14 protein-coding genes are annotated in these 17,136 nt (G+C 46.6%); 1 reads left to right on the top strand and 13 read right to left on the bottom strand.

The features are described from left to right. Nucleotides 1-254: 254 nt before the first annotated feature. From def to AAH944_RS04395, 13 genes are all read right to left on the bottom strand, one after another. Complete coding sequence (gene def / locus AAH944_RS04455; RefSeq protein ID WP_415536843.1) at nt 255-707, bottom strand: peptide deformylase; 453 nt, start codon at nt 705-707, stop codon at nt 255-257. A gap of 182 nt (nt 708-889) precedes the next feature. Next, nucleotides 890-3,133, bottom strand: a complete 2,244-nt coding sequence (gene priA / locus AAH944_RS04450; protein ID WP_415536841.1) for a primosomal protein N' — start codon at nt 3,131-3,133, stop codon at nt 890-892. 106 nt (nt 3,134-3,239) lie between these two features. Then, on the bottom strand, nt 3,240-5,228 hold the full coding sequence (locus tag AAH944_RS04445) for an N-6 DNA methylase (RefSeq protein WP_415536839.1): 1,989 nt from the start codon (nt 5,226-5,228) through the stop codon (nt 3,240-3,242). Between the two features lie 24 nt (nt 5,229-5,252). After that, nucleotides 5,253-6,161, bottom strand: coding sequence for a methylenetetrahydrofolate reductase [NAD(P)H] (gene metF, locus AAH944_RS04440; protein ID WP_415536837.1), 909 nt, complete (start codon nt 6,159-6,161; stop codon nt 5,253-5,255). Nucleotides 6,162-6,227: 66 nt separating this feature from the next. Beyond that, nucleotides 6,228-7,517, bottom strand: coding sequence for a phosphoribosylamine--glycine ligase (purD, locus tag AAH944_RS04435; RefSeq protein ID WP_415536835.1), 1,290 nt, complete (start codon nt 7,515-7,517; stop codon nt 6,228-6,230). Between the two features lie 32 nt (nt 7,518-7,549). Further along, the gene (purH, locus tag AAH944_RS04430; protein WP_415536833.1) at nt 7,550-9,091 is read right to left on the bottom strand and encodes a bifunctional phosphoribosylaminoimidazolecarboxamide formyltransferase/IMP cyclohydrolase; all 1,542 of its coding nucleotides are present in this window, start codon (nt 9,089-9,091) and stop codon (nt 7,550-7,552) included. 229 nt (nt 9,092-9,320) lie between these two features. Further along, nucleotides 9,321-9,929, bottom strand: coding sequence for a phosphoribosylglycinamide formyltransferase (gene purN, locus AAH944_RS04425; RefSeq protein WP_415536831.1), 609 nt, complete (start codon nt 9,927-9,929; stop codon nt 9,321-9,323). Next, the gene (gene purM / locus AAH944_RS04420) at nt 9,926-10,942 is read right to left on the bottom strand and encodes a phosphoribosylformylglycinamidine cyclo-ligase (protein WP_415536829.1); all 1,017 of its coding nucleotides are present in this window, start codon (nt 10,940-10,942) and stop codon (nt 9,926-9,928) included. Before purM ends, purN begins: the two co-directional genes overlap by 4 nt. A gap of 23 nt (nt 10,943-10,965) precedes the next feature. Continuing rightward, nucleotides 10,966-12,366 (bottom strand): amidophosphoribosyltransferase, encoded by a 1,401-nt coding sequence (purF, locus tag AAH944_RS04415; protein ID WP_415536827.1) that lies wholly within the window; start codon nt 12,364-12,366, stop codon nt 10,966-10,968. 83 nt (nt 12,367-12,449) lie between these two features. Beyond that, on the bottom strand, nt 12,450-13,169 hold the full coding sequence (purC, locus tag AAH944_RS04410) for a phosphoribosylaminoimidazolesuccinocarboxamide synthase (RefSeq protein ID WP_415536825.1): 720 nt from the start codon (nt 13,167-13,169) through the stop codon (nt 12,450-12,452). Nucleotides 13,170-13,238: 69 nt separating this feature from the next. Beyond that, nucleotides 13,239-14,537 carry an adenylosuccinate lyase gene (purB, locus tag AAH944_RS04405; RefSeq protein WP_415536824.1) on the bottom strand — a complete coding sequence of 433 codons (1,299 nt, stop codon included), beginning with the start codon at nt 14,535-14,537 and terminating at the stop codon, nt 13,239-13,241. Nucleotides 14,538-14,564: 27 nt separating this feature from the next. After that, on the bottom strand, nt 14,565-15,059 hold the full coding sequence (gene purE, locus AAH944_RS04400; protein ID WP_415536822.1) for a 5-(carboxyamino)imidazole ribonucleotide mutase: 495 nt from the start codon (nt 15,057-15,059) through the stop codon (nt 14,565-14,567). Nucleotides 15,060-15,356: 297 nt separating this feature from the next. Continuing rightward, nucleotides 15,357-16,424 carry an HD-GYP domain-containing protein gene (locus AAH944_RS04395; protein WP_415536820.1) on the bottom strand — a complete coding sequence of 356 codons (1,068 nt, stop codon included), beginning with the start codon at nt 16,422-16,424 and terminating at the stop codon, nt 15,357-15,359. A 314-nt stretch (nt 16,425-16,738) separates the two neighbouring features. Between AAH944_RS04395 and AAH944_RS04390 the strand changes: the two genes are divergently transcribed. Next, on the top strand, nt 16,739-17,032 hold the full coding sequence (locus tag AAH944_RS04390) for a DDE-type integrase/transposase/recombinase (protein WP_415537768.1): 294 nt from the start codon (nt 16,739-16,741) through the stop codon (nt 17,030-17,032). The last annotated feature ends 104 nt before the right edge of the window (nt 17,033-17,136 follow it).

Genomic DNA, 17,136 nt, shown 5'->3' with positions numbered 1-17,136 from the left:
TTCCGTATTCTAAATGCAAAAACTTTCTCTTCGCGCATTTAGTAAATCTTAGCCATAAATCTTATACCCCATATTTTGTCTGCGTGCTACAATTTCAGCGTCAAGCGGAGCATGGAGTGCGTAGCGCGGCCTTTTGACGGCCATGGATGGCCTAATGTCGCGATGCCATGGATGGCAAGGAGCGACGGGTCAAGGATGACACAACGGCCGAAAGCGGAATTGTGGCACGCAGACAGACCCGAGATACTATGGTACTACACATTATAAATCTTGTCTGCAATATCGACGAAAAGTATCCCGTCAAGATGGTCTGTTTCGTGCTGCATCGCTCTGGCCAGGAATCCATCGGCATGATATTCTTTCATCTCTCCATTGCGGTCCATGGCCTGAACTACCACTTCGACTGCCCGTTTCACCCTGCCAGTCTTATTGGGGACACTTAAGCATCCTTCTTCATCTACTTCCGAACCGGTTTTTTTAATAATCATCGGATTGATCAATTCTAAAAGACCGTCTCCGACGTCGATCACCACAACTCTTTTGGATACGCCGACCTGGGGAGCTGCCAGCCCTACCCCTTTCGCCTCATACATGGTCTCAGCCATGTTATCGAGCAATTTAATGATATTCGGGGTAATTTTCTTGACTTCTATTGCTTTTTCCCGCAGAATGTCTTCTCCAATTTTTACTATCTGGTAAACGGCCATTGCTGGATCCGCTCCCTTCTCATACAATTTCTGAAATAATATCCCATAAAAAAACCATATAATAGAATTATACATTTCTGAAAGCCTGAAAGCAATTAACACCTTAAGAGCGACGTGTCAGGGATGACATAACGGCCAAAAGCGGTACTGTGGCATGCAGACCTCCCTCAAATATGTTGTATTTAAGATAGTGGATTCACCTCAATACTTATATTGATCCCTGAACTGCTCGTTCCAAGATAGAAAGCCCGGACTCCTTGATGTACGATCCTGCGGAGAACCGCTGGGTTCTTTCCTTTGACCGATACCTGCCAGCGAAATTCATTCTTCAGCCTGGTCAAAACAGCCGGTGCCGGTCCCAAAATCACATATTCCTGATCTTGATCAGTAAGCACCTGGCGGATGCCGTTGGCCATGGCCTGAGCCGCTTTAATTACCCGATCTTCTTTTTCATGAAAAATCATGATCCTGATGATATGGACAAACGGCGGATAATTTTGCTGTTTTCGGTAAGCAATCTCTTCCCAGAAAAAGGCTGCATAATCCTGTTTAGCTGACCGCAGGATCGATCTTTCTTCAGGTGAATAGGTCTGGATCACCACTTCGCCGCCTTTAGCCCCACGTCCTGCCCTGCCAGCAACCTGAGTCAGCAGCTGGAAAGCTCGTTCTCTGGATCGAAAATCGGGCATATTGAAAAGCTGATCGGCAGAGATTACACCGACAAGGGTAACGTTCGGGAAATCTAGCCCTTTGGCCAGCATTTGGGTCCCGACAAGAATCGGAACCTCTCCGCTGCGAAACCGTTCTAGAATTGTATTGTATTCCCGGGAGCCGGAGGTCGTATCCGTATCCAGTCGTAAGACTTCAACTCCGGGAAACAAAGCAGAAACCTCTTCTTCAACTTTTTGGGTTCCCTGGCCGAAGAAACGAATAAACCGGCTGTTGCATTCCGGGCAACGGTGAAAAACATCCTGTTGGTAATTACAGTAGTGACAGCACAACTGCTGATGATGACTGTGGTATGTCAGGGAAACATCACAATGCGGGCAGCGTGCGACATACCCGCATTCACGGCAAAATACAAAGGTCGAATAACCTCTGCGGTTCAGAAAAAGGATACTTTGTTCTCCGTTGTCAATTCTATCCTGGAGCTTGTTTCTAAGTGCCATGGAGAACATTGTTTTATTGCCGCTAGCCAGTTCCTGTTTCATATCCACAATATTAACCACGGGTAAAGCTCGTTGGTTGAAGCGCTCTTCTAGCGACACAAGACCAATCTTGTCCCTTTGGGCTGCCGCATAGGCTTCTAGGGATGGGGTAGCGCTGCCCAGAAGCACAAGCCCGCCTCTGTCTTCCATCCTTTTCCGGGCGACGTCCCGGGCATGGTACTTGGGGTTTTCATCCTGTTTATAAGCGTTATCGTGTTCCTCATCCAATATGATCAGTTTAAGGTTTGACAGAGGTGCAAAAACAGCGGAGCGCGCTCCGATAATCACGCGCTTATTCCGTTGCAGAATTTGCTCCCAGATTGCTAATTTATCGCCGGAGCTGATGCCTGAATGAATAATTCCGACCATGTCTCCGAACTGTTCTAGAAATATTCTGGAGATCTGAGAAGTAAGTGAAATCTCAGGTACAAGCAGAATAACATCGCCGCCTTCAGCCAGTACTTTTGCCACCAGCTCTTTATAAACCTGTGTCTTGCCACTGCCGGTTATCCCATGGATCAAAACTGTTCCGCCATCATTTTTATTGCGAAACGTTAGAATATCCTGGAAAGCTTTTTCCTGGGCAGGACTTAACGTGTTATTTTTTTTTCTTTCAATGCCTATATTTTCTACCCGGTTCTTCATGTCGGGACTGCTTGCTTTTCCGGAAAATCGGATTTCTTTTTTGATCCATCCCTGCTTAAGCATATCCTCAAGCAGTTCTTTCTTCGCTCCGCTTCTTTTTAGCAGGACATTTTCCGGCAGACCTCCCCGGCGCGCCCTGTTAAGGATTTTTAAGACCTGAAATGTATCCGGATCAAGAAGTTCCAAAACTTTAACGTCTTCATCGTCCATGCTGACCATGGAAGTCATCCAGGTTTCTCCCTTTCCCTTTAAAAAAGGCCACACAGAATGAAGGGCTTGTGCTTTTGGGCAGATCGTCGTCTCCGAAAGCCAGCAGGCCAGTTCTATGAGCTCCTGCGGAATCAGACAGTTTTCCTCCAGGACTGCTTCTATGCTACGGAATCTGGGCTCACCGTCAAGTTCAGGCGGGTCAGGACTGATACTAACAACAAGGCCCCGGACTTTTCTGTGCTTAAGCGGGACAACCACCATCATTCCCACCTGAATAATGAGATTGTCCGGAACGTAATAATGAAAACTCTGATCAAGACGCCTGTTGGCGACATCGATCAGCACCTCTGCGTATCCGCTCAATTTCAAAGGCTCCTCCCTGCTGATGTCAAAAAAATCGAATGCTGTATTAATTATAGCAGATAACCTGTCATCTGTTCATGCTGAAAAAATACATGCAATATGAAAATCATTCTGACGCAGAAAAAGTATTTGCCGAAAAATCTCTGATATGACGGCGTTCCTCGGGCGTCAGCCTAAACTGTTCCATAATGAATTGGTCCAGGATTTCAAACTGATCTTCCCCGACGATGATTTGGTTCGTTAATTGCAGGATATGGTCAATCACTGCCTGTTCCCATAAGGGCAGCGGAAGCAGTTCCAGATCTCCCCTGAGCACTTTCAGGGTATGAAATCTCTTGCGAAAAAGAAATTGATAAAGGCTGCTGTTAAATAAAGCAAGAATTACTTTCACTGGATAGTTTCCTGGTTCGGGGATCAGGATATTGGCACTGTTCAGTGTAAGACTACCTTGATCATCATAGGCAAAAACAAGTCTTTCAGAAATGAAGCGGTAAATCAGTTTCTCCGCCGTCCTGTATTTATGTTCCGGTGCTGTTTGCTGGAACTTGTCTGGCTGAAACCGTAAAAAAGAAGACGGCTTCTTAAGAACAAATCTGTCCACATCCGAGCCTTTGTAGACCGGCTCAGTATCCTGTTCTTTTGTCTGAAGCAGGTATCTCCTGTTATCTCCGGTGACAATTCCCAAGGCCCAGCCGGCCTTATCTTTCAGGTAAGTATGTTGGGTCGAATAGACCTTGCTGAAAATGGCTTCGTCCTGGCTGCTCAGATAAATATCAAAAATATGCCAGGCATTACTTCGGAACCTTTCCTGAGAGACCAGGTATTCCTGTTCCGGAAATTTCACCAGAACTTGGTCCTTCTCTGACGGCAAGGCCTTTCTTAGGTCAAGGCGGATCACGGCTGAGAAGACATTTTTAAATCTCCTGCCCAGATATTCGATCCTGATGATCTGACAATTCTCAAGCAGATATCCTCTGATATCAGCATGGGCACGGATGTTCAGAATGGATTCTGGCAGAATAAACGAGATAACCCCTCCGTCTTTCAGCAGATCAAGACTCGCCCTGAGAAAATAAGAAAAGGACTCCCCGGAAGTTATTTCCGGAAACTCCACAGCCATTTTCTGGCGGACACCCAGATCAATCTCCGCTCCCCACGGAGGGTTCGTGGCTACAAAATCAAATTTCCCGAAAGCGGAAGATTCCCGTCGCATATCGGTTAAAGTATTGCAGTGAATAACGTTAGGCTGAAAATCCCGGGAACATGTCAACAGCAGATTGAGTCTGGCAATCCTTACCGATGTCAGATCGAGGTCCATCCCGTAGATGTTTTCGGGTTCGTCCATATTCCAGGCAAAGGATAAAAGATACTGTCCCGTGCCGCAGCAGGGATCAAGCACCTTCTGTCCGCTGCGGATATAAGCCCGGACAGCATCATCCGTGATGCCCGGCGGAGTAAAGTAAGAGCCAAGGCGGGATTTATTCCCCTCCATGGTCAGCGCTTGATAAATGAGACCAAGTATATCGTCTTCAAAAGGGAAACAGATATTAAAAAGATATTCAAGGTGCTGAGAATCTGGCCTTCCGTTTGAAGACTTCAAAGGAGCTTCCAAAGAAGATTTCTCAGATGCCCGGAGGATATCCTGATAGAAATTCTTTAGTTCCATGCGGACATGCTGTCGCTGGAAAATAGCTTCCGGGAAATCAATAATCTGTTTCAGGTCGTCGGACAATATGTCTCCCGAGCTCCGAAAAAGATTCAAAGCCAAAATGAAGACTGCCCATCCCCGGTCTATGTTGTGCCGGAGCAGATATGCCAATAGATCCACGACCTGCTTACGTGTTCTTTCGTTAGAGATGTATTCCGTCGGAGCAAAACGTTTATCAGCTCTGACTTTGTTTGCCCTTTTCCTTAAGCGGTCAAGCTCTCCCTGCGTAATTTTTTCCCGAAGTAGGATCACCTCAGCAAGATCAAAGACCTTTCCGTCAGGATCTGAAGGATGGAGATAGCCATGCCGGACCCAGTTGCGGATACTTGGCACAGATACCCCCAGAATTTCAGCGGTTAACTTTGCATCAATTCGATGATTATCCATTTCTGTGTTCCTACCGTTTTAGATTTAAGCTAGGTTGCCTTCCTTCCTGGTTTCCTGGCTGTTCACCGCATAGAAAAGAGAATCGAGGTTGCGGACTAAGTCCTTCGCAATCTGCGGTTTGTTCATCGTATAGATATGGACACCGTCAATATCATTCGCAAGCAATTCCACAATTTGTTTGGTCGCGTAAGCAATACCGGCATCTTTTAAAGCTTCCATGTTATGCTCAAATTTGTCAAGTATTTTAATCAGTTTCTGCGGCATCCGTGCATTCGACAGTGCTAATATTCTTTCAATCTGAACCCGATTAGTGATTGGCATGATCCCTGCCAGAATCGGAACATTAATGTTCAGCTTAGCAACTTTCTCCTGGAAACGGAAGAAGGCGTCATTATCATAGAATAACTGTGTAATAAGAAACCCGACTCCGGCATCGACTTTCCGCTGAAGGTTTTCAATATCATGGTCTTTATCGGGACACTCGGGATGGCCTTCCGGATAACAGGCGCCGCCCAGGCAGAAAGAATGTTTGTTCTGAATATACGCGACAAGATCAGAAGCATATTGGAAATCCCTTGCCCTGCCGGTCTCACCCGCACCCTTCGGAATATCTCCCCGTAAAGCGAGAATATTGGAGACATTGCTGTCTGCCAGCTGTGTCAGTGTTTCCTCGATTTGTTCTTTGGAAGAGGTAATACAGGTCAGATGAGCCAAAGAATTAATGTTGTATTTGTTTTCAACAATGGATGCGATTTCTGCAGTCGTTTTGCTGGTACTTCCTCCAGCACCGTAGGTAACACTGATAAAATCAGGACGGAGCGGTGCCAGGGCATCAATCGTATCATAAATGACCTCTATAGATGAAGTAAGTTTTGGTGGGAAAATCTCAAAAGATACGACCTTTTTCTGTTGGAACAATTCGCAGATAAACATTCTAAAACCTCCTTCATCTTTAATACAATCCAAATTTATTCGATTGGAATAAGCACCGGAATTGAATCATTGGATGTTGAGTCCTTTAATCCCTATGTCGGTGCGGAAATGGGCATCAGGGAACTTGATACTGTCGACGAGCGCATAGACATTCTCCCTGGCTGCCGCGATCGATGCATCACGGACGGTGACGCCAAGTACCCGGCCGCCTGAATTGACTAGTTTTCCGTCTTCCATCTTGGTGCCGGCATGGAAAACTACCTGGTTTTCTTGGGTCATCGGAAGACTGATCGGAATCCCCTTCCTGTATTCGCCCGGATAGCCGGGAGCAGCCATGACCACACACAGCGCGGTGCCGGCATGCCATTCGATTTTGACTTCGGACAGTTTCCCGTCGATACAAGCTTCGAAGATTGGGATCAAGTCCGACTTGAGCAGGGTCATCACAACCTGTGTCTCAGGATCACCGAACCGAACATTGTATTCCAGAAGTTTAGGGCCTTTGGACGTAATCATTAAGCCTAAAAACAGTACGCCGGTAAATGGCGTTCCTCTTTGGCGCATAACTGAAAGCGTCGGCTGAGCAATCGTATCGATAACTTCCTGTTCTAACGCTTTGGTCCAGAAAGGAGGTGGAGAATAAGTCCCCATTCCGCCTGTATTTAACCCCTTATCTCCGTCGAGTGCTCTCTTGTGATCCTGAACGGGAGTCATCGGAAGAGCCTTTTCACCGTCGCAAAAACATAGCAGGCTGACCTCCTGCCCCTCCAGAAATTCTTCAACCACGACCTTGTCTCCGGCAGCACCAAAGGCCCCGCCCATAATGGTCTCGATGCCTTCAAACGCCTCTTCCAGTGTAGCTGCCACAATGACCCCTTTACCTGCCGCCAAGCCATCCGCTTTAATGACAATCGGGGCGCCGATTTCTCTAATATATCTTTCTGCTTCACTCTTCTCGGTAAAAGTCCGGTAGTCTGCTGTCGGAACCTTCGCCTGTACCATAATTTCCTTGGCAAAGGCTTTGCTGCTTTCAAGCGTCGCTGCCGCTCCGGACGGGCCAAAAACTCTGAGCCCTGCAGCCTGAAAAGCGTTGACAATTCCCAGACTAAGTGGTTCCTCAGGACCAACAATCGTAAGATCAATCCCTTCATCCTTGGCGAAGTCAACCAAAGCGTCAAGTTCATTGGCCTTGATTGGGACATTCCATTGCGCTGTTCCTGCGTTACCCGGAGCTACAAAGAGTTTCTGACAAGAAGTGCTCTGATTGATTTTCCAGGCAAGGGCATGCTCTCTTCCTCCTGAGCCTACAAGCAGAATTTTCTTCCCGTTTTTTTGACAACCAGACAAGTCAGCCATCCTTTTTCCACCTCAATAAGTCATATTTATTCCTAGTGCTCAAAATGTCTTCTTCCGGTATGGAGAATGATCATTCCCAGCCTGTTGGCTGTTTCAATCACTTCTTTGTCCCGGATGGAACCACCGGGATGAACAATAGCTTTGATCCCATGGGAATGAGCCAGTTCGACCGTATCCGGAAACGGGAAGAAAGCATCCGAAGCCATATAGGCGCCCTGTGCTTTTTCTGCAGCCTGCTCAAGCGCAATTTTGGCCGAGCCGACTCTGTTCATCTGGCCGGCTCCGACACCAATGACCTGTCTTTTCGCTGAAATAACGATCGCATTGGACTTGACATGCTTGCAGGCTTTCCAGGCAAACTCTAGTTCCGCCAGATCATCTTCGGTCGGCTTGGCTTCCGTGACGACTTCCCATTCGGCAGGCGGTGTCGTTCCTTCATCCTCATCCTGAACCAGGAAACCACCGTTTATCGTACGGATTTTCCAGCCCCGCGTCTTACAACACGCTTCCCTGCCAACTGCGAACAAACGAAGGTTAATCTTTACAGCCAAAATTTCCTTCGCCCGCGGGCTGAAATCTGGAGCAACGACCACTTCGTAGAATTTCTCTTTAATCGCTTCAGCTGTGGCCTCATCTACCACACGGTTAAGCGCAATAATTCCGCCGTACGCCGAGACCGGATCCGCTTCCAGCGCTCTTTGATAAGCTTCCAGCAGTGAGTTTCCAAGCGCAACACCACATGGATTGGTATGTTTAATGATCACACAGACGGTCTTGTCATATTCCGCAGTGATTTTCCAGGCCGCGTCCATGTCCATCCAGTTATTGTAGGATAGCTCCTTGCCCTGGAGCTGCTGGCCATAGGCAAGTGTCCCTTTTCCGGCCTCCGGGTCCACATAAAAGGCCGCCTGCTGCCCGGGATTTTCTCCATAGCGAAGATCCTGCACCTTAGTCGCCACTACACGGAGATGCTGCGGAAAAGAAGCTTTTGTATCGATTTGGCCTTCCAGATATCCGGCAATCAGACGGTCATATTCCGCCGTATGCGCAAACGCTTCGGCTGCAAGTTCTTTCCGTAAGGCCAATGGGATGCCACCGTTCTCCCTGAGGCTCTCAAGCACCCTGCCGTAGTTTTCCGGATTGACAATAATAGTTACTCTGTTGTGATTTTTCGCAGCCGAACGGACCATGGTCGGTCCGCCGATATCGATATTTTCGATCGCTTCTTCGAAGGTAACCCCTTCTTTAGCAATTGTTTCTCTGAAAGGGTAGAGATTTACGCAAACTAAATCGATAAAATCAATTCCGTTTTCCGCGCACTGAGCCCGGTGTTTCTCAGTATCAATCGCGAGGATTCCGCCGTGAATCTTCGGATGGAGGGTTTTAACCCTGCCATCAAGGATTTCCGGAAACCCTGTAATTTCACTGACATAACGAACAGGAATATCCGCTTCTTTCAATGTCTTATACGTACCACCTGTTGAAATCAGTTCAAAGCCCTCGGCAACAAGGCCCCCGGCAAATTCTACGATACCTGTTTTGTCTGAAACACTGATCACTGCTTTTTTCACCATCATGTCAACCCCCTATCATCATTCCTTGGAGATTTCCTCAGAACAATCCTAAAATTATCCTTTAGAACAACCCCCGAATAATCCTTAAATACGCCGATAGATTCGTGCCAACTCAACCCTAAATCTTATATATCCTGGCGGCATATTTCTCGTAATACTGCATTGTCTTGCAGCTCCTTGCTTTACAAGAAATCTGCTCGCCATTTTAGGGTTGACAAGGTACTCGCAATTATGAATCTCTGAGGACAATCACTCTTCTTCCCTCTCTTTTTATCTTCCCATTCACAATAAGTCTGACTGCCTCTGGATAGATGGTGTGCTCAACTTTCAGAATTCTTGCAGCCAGCTGATCGGCATCATCCTCAGCAAAAACCGGCACCGCCTCCTGCAGGATAATCGGTCCTGAATCCATCCCCTCGTCCACAAAATGCACCGTGCAGCCGCTGACTTTAACACCATATTCTACTGCCTGTTTTTGGGGATGTAAGCCCGGGAAAGACGGCAGCAGCGAAGGATGGATGTTCAAAATCGGATATTTGGCCCTGCGGATAAAATCCGAGCTTAACACCTGCATGTAACCTGCCAGAATCAGCAGTTCCGTATCAATGACTTCAAGCCAGTTTAAGATATCCGTTTCCTGAGAGTTCTTGTCCGCATAGCTTTCCCTCGGAAAGGTCCGGATCTGAATACCGGATTTTTCTGCCCTGGCCAGAGCTTTTGCGTCTATTTTATTCGAACCTACGCCCACAAATTCTACAGGAAGCCGTCCATCCTGCCATTCGTCCAACAAGGCCTGCAGGTTGCTGCCACGCCCTGAAGCGAGTACGGCAACTTTCATCGATAACTCACTCCTTGTCCAGAAATCACACTGCCTATCCTGACCGGCTCTTCCCCGTTTCCAGCCAGAATATCCATGGCCTGTTTTTCATTTTCAGGATGAATGACCAGGACAAAGCCAATTCCCATATTAAACGTCCTTAACATTTCCGGATCTTCAACCTTGCCAAGTTTCTGCATTAATTGAAATACCGGCGGAACTTGCCATGTAGAAGGGACAATCTCCGTTCCAAGTCCGGACGGCAGAACCCTTGGAATATTTTCAGTCAAACCGCCACCGGTAATATGTACCATACCGGGAACAGCCATCTTATCCAGAAGGGCCAGCACTGACTTTACATAGATCCTGGTCGGGATAATCAGTACTTCCCCGAGTGGCCCCCCGAGTTCCGGGAACACCTTGTCAAGCGGGTATTCCGCAAAAATCTTGCGGACAAGAGAAAAGCCGTTGCTGTGCAGTCCGCTGGACTTCAGACCTAAAAGGATATCCCCTTCGCGGATGTCCGAACCGTCGATCAGCTTGTCCCGGTTCACCGCACCGACAGCAAAGCCGGCAATATCATATTCTTCTTCAGCGTAAAAGCCGGGCATCTCAGCAGTCTCGCCGCCAATGAGTGCACAGCCTGCCAGACGGCAGCCTTCAGCCACGCCACCTACGATGGAGGCAATTCTTTCCGGAACCAGCTTTCCTACCGCAAGATAATCGAGGAAAAACAATGGCTCGGCACCCTGGACCAGAACATCATTCACGCACATCGCAACAGCGTCCTGGCCGATGGTATCATGCTTATCTAACTGAAAAGCCAGGCGCAATTTTGTTCCGACACCATCCGTACCGGAAACCAGCACGGGGTCAGAATATTTCTGCAGATCCAGGCTGAACAATCCGCCAAATCCGCCGAGTCCCCCTAAAACTCCGGGCCGCCAGGTTGCAGCTACGGCAGGCTTAATTTTCTCCACAGCTTCATTTCCGGCCTGGATATCCACACCGGCATCTTTATAGGTAATTCCCATGATTACTCCCCCTAACGGTTCGTTTAACACTCCATGTCTTCTTTGGAGAACTTCTTCGGAACAGTGGTCGGATAATCACCGTTAAAACAGGCCAGGCAAACTGGATCACTACCTAAAGCCTTTTTCAGCCCTTCCTCCGACAGATAGTACAGGGTGTCCGCTCCTACAAACTTGCGAATTTCATCAATGTTCATTTGATTGGCAATCAATTTTTCCCTTTCAGCCGTATCGATGCCATAATAACAGGAATACTTCACCGGAGGTGAGCTGATCAGTAGATGAACCTCCTTGGCGCCGCATCCTTTGACCATCTCGACGAGCTTGGAGCTCGTTGTCCCTCTGACAATCGAATCATCAATCATCACAACCCTACGTCCGCGGATGACCTGCTTGTTGGCATTCAACTTAATCCGGACAGCAACTTCTCTTAACTCCTGCGTTGGCTGAATGAACGTCCGTCCAACATACCTATTTTTGAGCAGCCCCTCCTCAAAAGGGATACCCAGCGTTTGGGCATAGCCCAGAGCGGCCGGCGTCCCGGAGTCTGGAACCGGAATAATCACATCAGCCTCAATCGGACATTCTTTAGCCAGCTGAACACCCATTTGCCTCCTGCTTTCCCAGACATTCAGATTATCCAGTGTACTGTCAGGCCGTGCGAAATAAATATATTCAAATGAACAGGGAGCAATCCGTTCCTGCGGTGTACCCAAACGGGTATGAAGCCCTGCTTCGTCAATTGTCACGACTTCTCCTGGTTTAACGTCCCTGACAAATTCCGCGCCAATCGTATCAAGTGCACAGCTTTCCGAAGCGAAACAGTACCGCTCTCCCAGACGTCCGATACACAAAGGCCTCAGACCATGGGGATCTCTCGCCCCGACAATTTTGTCTTCAGCCATGATTAGCAGTGCATAGGCTCCCTTGATGTCAATCATCGTTTTGATAATTGCATCTTCCAGGCTATGCCTGCGGTAACGTGCAATCATATTTAGAATGACTTCGCTGTCAATGGTTGTCTGAAAGACTGTTCCCTGACTGCCAAGTTCTTGTCTGATTTCTACGGCGTTCGTCAGATTCCCATTATGTGCGAGCGCCATCATCCCATTCTGAAAATGAACAACCAGCGGCTGTGCATTCGATAACAGACTTGAACCCGTTGTTGAATACCGGACATGTCCGATCGCCATTTTCCCTTGCAGACCTGCGAGTAAATCAGGCGAAAATACCTCGGATACCAAGCCCATTCCTTTTTCTACAACGATTTTTCTTCCATCGGAAATAGCAATCCCCGCACTTTCCTGTCCCCTATGCTGCAGCGCATAAAGGCCATAATAAGTCAGACGGGCAATTTCCTTTTCAGGAGCAAAAATTCCGAAGAGACCACACTCCTCTTTGGGCTTGTCATCCCAGAGCAAATCCACAGTCAAGAACTCCTTTCATCTACTGTCATATACTGTCTCTGTCCTCTAGCAATTATGTTTCAGCATCATATTCTAGGATCGCTTTAAGCATTTTCTACGGCGTTCTTCAGACGGGTATATACTTCGGCATATGCTTCTTCAATCTTGCCGAGATCCCGGCGGAAACGGTCCTTATCCAGCTTTTCTCCGGTATCTTTGTCCCAGAAGCGGCAAGTGTCGGGAGAAATCTCATCTCCGAGCATGACTTTACCGTCAATCAGACCAAACTCCAGCTTGTAGTCAACCAGATCAATCCCAGCCTTGGCAACAATTTTGGTCATAAGCTCATTGACCTTCAAAGCAATTTCCTTCATTTTGTTGATTTGTTCGATCGTTGCCCATCCCATCGCAATCGCATGGGTTTCATTAACCATCGGATCACCGAGCACGTCATCCTTGTAATAAAGCTCAAGTACAGGAGAAGCCAGAGGATAGCCCTCTTCTTTGCCAACCTTCTTTACGAGACTGCCGGCTACAATATTACGGACAACGATTTCCAGCGGAACCATCTGCAGGCGGCGAACAATTTGTTCTCTGTCATTTAAAAGCTCAACAAAATGTGTATCCACGCCGTTTCTTTGAAGATAGGAAAACATCATTGCGGACATCTTATTGTTGATGATCCCTTTATCAACAATGGTGCCCTTTTTTATCCCGTTAAAGGCAGTTGCATCATCTTTATACTCGACCCAGAAAACATTTTTGTCATTCGTATCATAGATTTTTTTGGCTTTGCCTTCATACAGCATTGCAAGCTTTTCCATATCATAACCCTCCAGTATTCAATGTCCAAATTAACACCCATATTCAATTTTAATCGTTTAATAAACCGTTTATTTCAGTAGTCCGACTCTGCGGAAAATATAGTCAATGTTTTTCGTATGATACTCATAATCAAACAGCGCATCGACTTCTTCTTTGGTTAGAAACTGCATGATCTCAGCATCCTGAAGCACATAATCCTTAAACGGTACTTTGGTGTCCCAGGCTCTCATTGCATTTTTTTGTACCAGCGCGTAGGATGTCTCCCTGCTCATGCCCTTATCGACCAGTGATAGCATAACCCTTTGGGAAAAGATCAGGCCATAGACCTTTTCAATGTTTGTCATCATCTGTTCCGGGGACACTCTTAATCCTTCCAAAGTCTGAATCATCTTATGCAGCATATAATCCAGTGCAATGGTGCTGTCAGGAAGGATCACGCGTTCAGCTGAGGAATGGGATATATCTCTTTCATGCCAGAGTGCTACATTTTCAAAAGCAACCTGGGCGTTCCCGCGGATTAGGCGGGCCATTCCGCAAATTCTTTCCGAAATAACCGGGTTTTTTTTATGCGGCATCGCTGAAGAACCTTTTTGTCCCTTGCCAAAAGGTTCTTCGACCTCATGGACGTCCGTCCGCTGCAGATTACGAATTTCCGTGGCAATCTTATCAAGTGAAGAAGCAATTCCGGCCAACACGCCTACATAGAATGCATGCCTGTCCCGCTGAATAATCTGGGTTGATACTGGAGCCGGCTTTAAGCCCAGGCTCTCACAGACCCATTCTTCCACGGCAGGATCAACGTTCGCAAACGTGCCAACTGCACCCGAAATCTGGCCTACTCCTATCTCTTCGCGCGCATATTTCAGCCGCTCCTTCTGCCGTTTCATTTCGTCATACCAGAGTGCGAATTTTAAGCCGAATGTAATCGGTTCGGCATGGATCCCGTGTGATCTTCCCATTTGAAGCGTATCTTTATATTCAAGAGCTTTTCTGCCCAAAACATTAATCAACTTGTCCATCTTCTCAAGCAGAATTTCGGAAGCCTCAACCAGCTGCAGTGAGAGCGATGTATCTAGTACATCAGAAGAAGTCAGCCCAAGATGGATATATTTGGCTTCATCTCCGACGTTTTCAGCAACATTGGTCAAAAAGGCCAGCACGTCGTGCTGGGTGACTTCTTCAATTTCCTTGACCCTGTCCCAGGAAAAAGCGGCCTTCTGACGAATCACTTCGACAGCTTCTTGCGGGATCTTTCCTTTTTTCGCCCATCCTTCGCAGGCTGCAATTTCTATCTTCAGCCAGAGCGTTAGACGGTATTCATCTTGCCATATCCTCCCCATAGCGGGAAGCGTGTACCTTTCTATCACAGAAATTCTCCTTTATCTTAATATTTTCTAAGCTTTCAGTCTATCCTGAAGCGCACTATCCTTGGCTTCAACATCTGCCGCCATTTTTTGTCTAAAAGCTTTCAGCTGATCCTGCAGTTCCGGATCAGCAATCGCCAGCATTTCTATAGCCAAAAGCGCTGCGTTGCGGGCACCGTTGATCCCGACCGCGGCGACCGGGATACCCGGAGGCATTTGCACAATCGCATAAAGCGCATCTACCCCCTCCAAAGCGCCACTCTTGATCGGGACACCAATAACAGGGAGTGTCGTGGCTCCGGCAATCACACCTGGAAGATGCGCGGCCATACCGGCTCCGGCGATGATCACCTTTCCTCCCTTTTTCTCAAAACTTTCCACCCATTCCACGGTTCTTTTCAGCGTGCGGTGAGCAGAAGATATTTTCATTTCAAAGGGTACTGAGAATTGCTGCAGAATTTTTGCTGCTTCCTCCATGATGGAAAAATCAGAATCACTGCCCATGATTACACCAACAGAGATCATTCGTTCATTTCCTCCTTTAAATGCTTTTTCTTATTTGTGAGCAGAAATAATCACAAATCCACAATAATTATCTGCAATAAATTCTAAACATATTTTACCCGACAACAAATACAGGGTCAATCAGAATCCGAACATTATTTTGTTTTTTTGTTCTAATGTTCGGAATATAACCAATAATAAGGAGACCTCCCACAGCAATGCTACGAAAGGTCTCCCTATCGTGTTCATACATTTAGGCCTTGGATATCCATATTCTTGCCGCCTTCGTTCCAATTTTCGTAGAGGAATAATACTTCATCAATAATCCACAATGCTGGTGATCATCGTAGATAAATGCTTGGATAAATCCAGGTCATCTGGATTGTCCAGGGCCTGATCGCCTTGAGCAATTACCCTGACCACCGGTCTTGTTGGCAATATAGGATTTTGTTTGATAACAACACCGCGCAAACCATTGCTGAGCTCTATACCGGTTCCTGTCGGATACGGTGCCACAGACTGAGCAAAAATACGGACGATCTCAGGGTCAAACTGTAGCCCCGAATGAACAATGATATATTCGTATGCTAGGTAAGGCGGCATTGCATCGCGATAAGGACGCTTACTGGTCAAGGCCTCATACACGTCCGCGACAGAGGCAATCCTGGCGTATTCATGAATTTCATTCTCTCTTAGCTCCCTGGGGTAGCCCCCGCCCTTCCATTTTTCATGATGTTGCAGCGCAACATGGGCAGACAGGATGCTGAAGTCGCGGTTTCCGCGGATATATTCGTAACCATATAGCGGATGGGCCTTAATCTGCTGAAATTCTTCTTCTTCCAATTTACCTTTTTTGTTCAGAATTTCTTTCGGTATTTTTGTTTTTCCGATGTCATGCATCAGAACTCCCATCCCAAGCTCCAAAAGCTGATTTTGCGTAAAGCCTTTGCCGATTCCGAGCATCAAAGCCAGGACTGTGGTATTGATCGAATGATGATACGTATATTCGTCGTAGCCGTTAATATCAGTCAGATTACTAAGGATATCAAAGCTGCGGAGCAAATCCTGAACAAGATTCAGAACCGCAAAACGGACTGAATCCGCATCTATCTCTGCCTCCGGATGTTTCTCCAATTCATCGGTAACTCCCCGGACCGCATTATAGGCAATCTCTTTGGTCCTGTCGGTAATGGCATAACCGATTTCAACATCTTGAAACCGTTCATCTTGAATGAATACCATATCGTAGCCGATATCTTTAAGCTTTGCTAAATAGTTCTTATTAAGCACGACTCCTTCACCGAGAAGTATCCTGCCGTAGGAGTTTCTTATCGGTCTGGCCAACAAAGATCCTTCCTGAACATATTTGATATTGACTAACCTCATGTGTACTCCTTGTTATTGTAAAGTAAGGAAACTTTGACTGGAGTAATTATACCATCAAAATGTCATAATTTATATTGCATTGAAGTGGTTTTAGCTTTTTTTATATTTAATAGTTTGAAATGGGTAGTTGAAAAAAAAACGACTTAAGCCTGCGCTCAAAAAAGAATAGCATGTAAGCTCCAAGAACAGTTTAATCTTAGTGGACGTCGGGTCTGCAGGTTTCTCAGCATAAACCGAACATTTAAAAGATATATTCCAATAATCAATCCGGAGAACGAAGTAATAATTAAGCGCCTTGACGAACTTGCTGTTCGCTGGGAACTCTGATAGATGAAGCAACACGGAAATGTCTGGCGCTGGAAGTCGATACGTCGATCACCGGCAAGCGCGTTAAGTCCATATTAAACAAAGCCGCTTTCTTCCGGGATACCCCGGAAGAAATACTGACAGACAACGGTCCTGAATTTACAAGTAACGCCTTAAGCGAATGGGCTTATAAAAGAAGATCAACCGTTTATTTATTGATCCCGGAAAACGGAAAACCGAATCAGAATGCTTTTATTGAAAGCTTTAACGGTGATATTAACATGATTAGAGATAGCGCATAAATAAAGCTGATCATGGCCAATAAAGAGATAATGTTCGATAACAATGATCAATGGTTTAACTTCATTCCTAACTGGAAATAATAGGTAAGGTTAGGTTCAAAGTG

This window comes from Dehalobacter sp. CP, from assembly GCF_047652685.1.
Lineage (GTDB): Bacteria > Bacillota > Desulfitobacteriia > Desulfitobacteriales > Syntrophobotulaceae > Dehalobacter.
Note: the sequence above shows the minus strand (reverse complement) of the source record. Positions and strands in the feature narration are given on the sequence as shown.

What these genes read in the sequence shown, in the direction of transcription:
- purE (WP_415536822.1), bottom strand. Translation starts at nt 15,059, where the DNA reads ATGATCTCTGTTGGTGTAATCATGGGCAGTGATTCTGATTTTTCCATC.
- AAH944_RS04395 (WP_415536820.1), bottom strand. Translation starts at nt 16,424, where the DNA reads ATGAGGTTAGTCAATATCAAATATGTTCAGGAAGGATCTTTGTTGGCC.
- purN (WP_415536831.1), bottom strand. Translation starts at nt 9,929, where the DNA reads ATGAAAGTTGCCGTACTCGCTTCAGGGCGTGGCAGCAACCTGCAGGCC.
- purH (WP_415536833.1), bottom strand. Translation starts at nt 9,091, where the DNA reads ATGGTGAAAAAAGCAGTGATCAGTGTTTCAGACAAAACAGGTATCGTA.
- metF (WP_415536837.1), bottom strand. Translation starts at nt 6,161, where the DNA reads ATGTTTATCTGCGAATTGTTCCAACAGAAAAAGGTCGTATCTTTTGAG.
- purC (WP_415536825.1), bottom strand. Translation starts at nt 13,169, where the DNA reads ATGGAAAAGCTTGCAATGCTGTATGAAGGCAAAGCCAAAAAAATCTAT.
- AAH944_RS04445 (WP_415536839.1), bottom strand. Translation starts at nt 5,228, where the DNA reads ATGGATAATCATCGAATTGATGCAAAGTTAACCGCTGAAATTCTGGGG.
- purM (WP_415536829.1), bottom strand. Translation starts at nt 10,942, where the DNA reads ATGGGAATTACCTATAAAGATGCCGGTGTGGATATCCAGGCCGGAAAT.
- def (WP_415536843.1), bottom strand. Translation starts at nt 707, where the DNA reads ATGGCCGTTTACCAGATAGTAAAAATTGGAGAAGACATTCTGCGGGAA.
- purD (WP_415536835.1), bottom strand. Translation starts at nt 7,517, where the DNA reads ATGGCTGACTTGTCTGGTTGTCAAAAAAACGGGAAGAAAATTCTGCTT.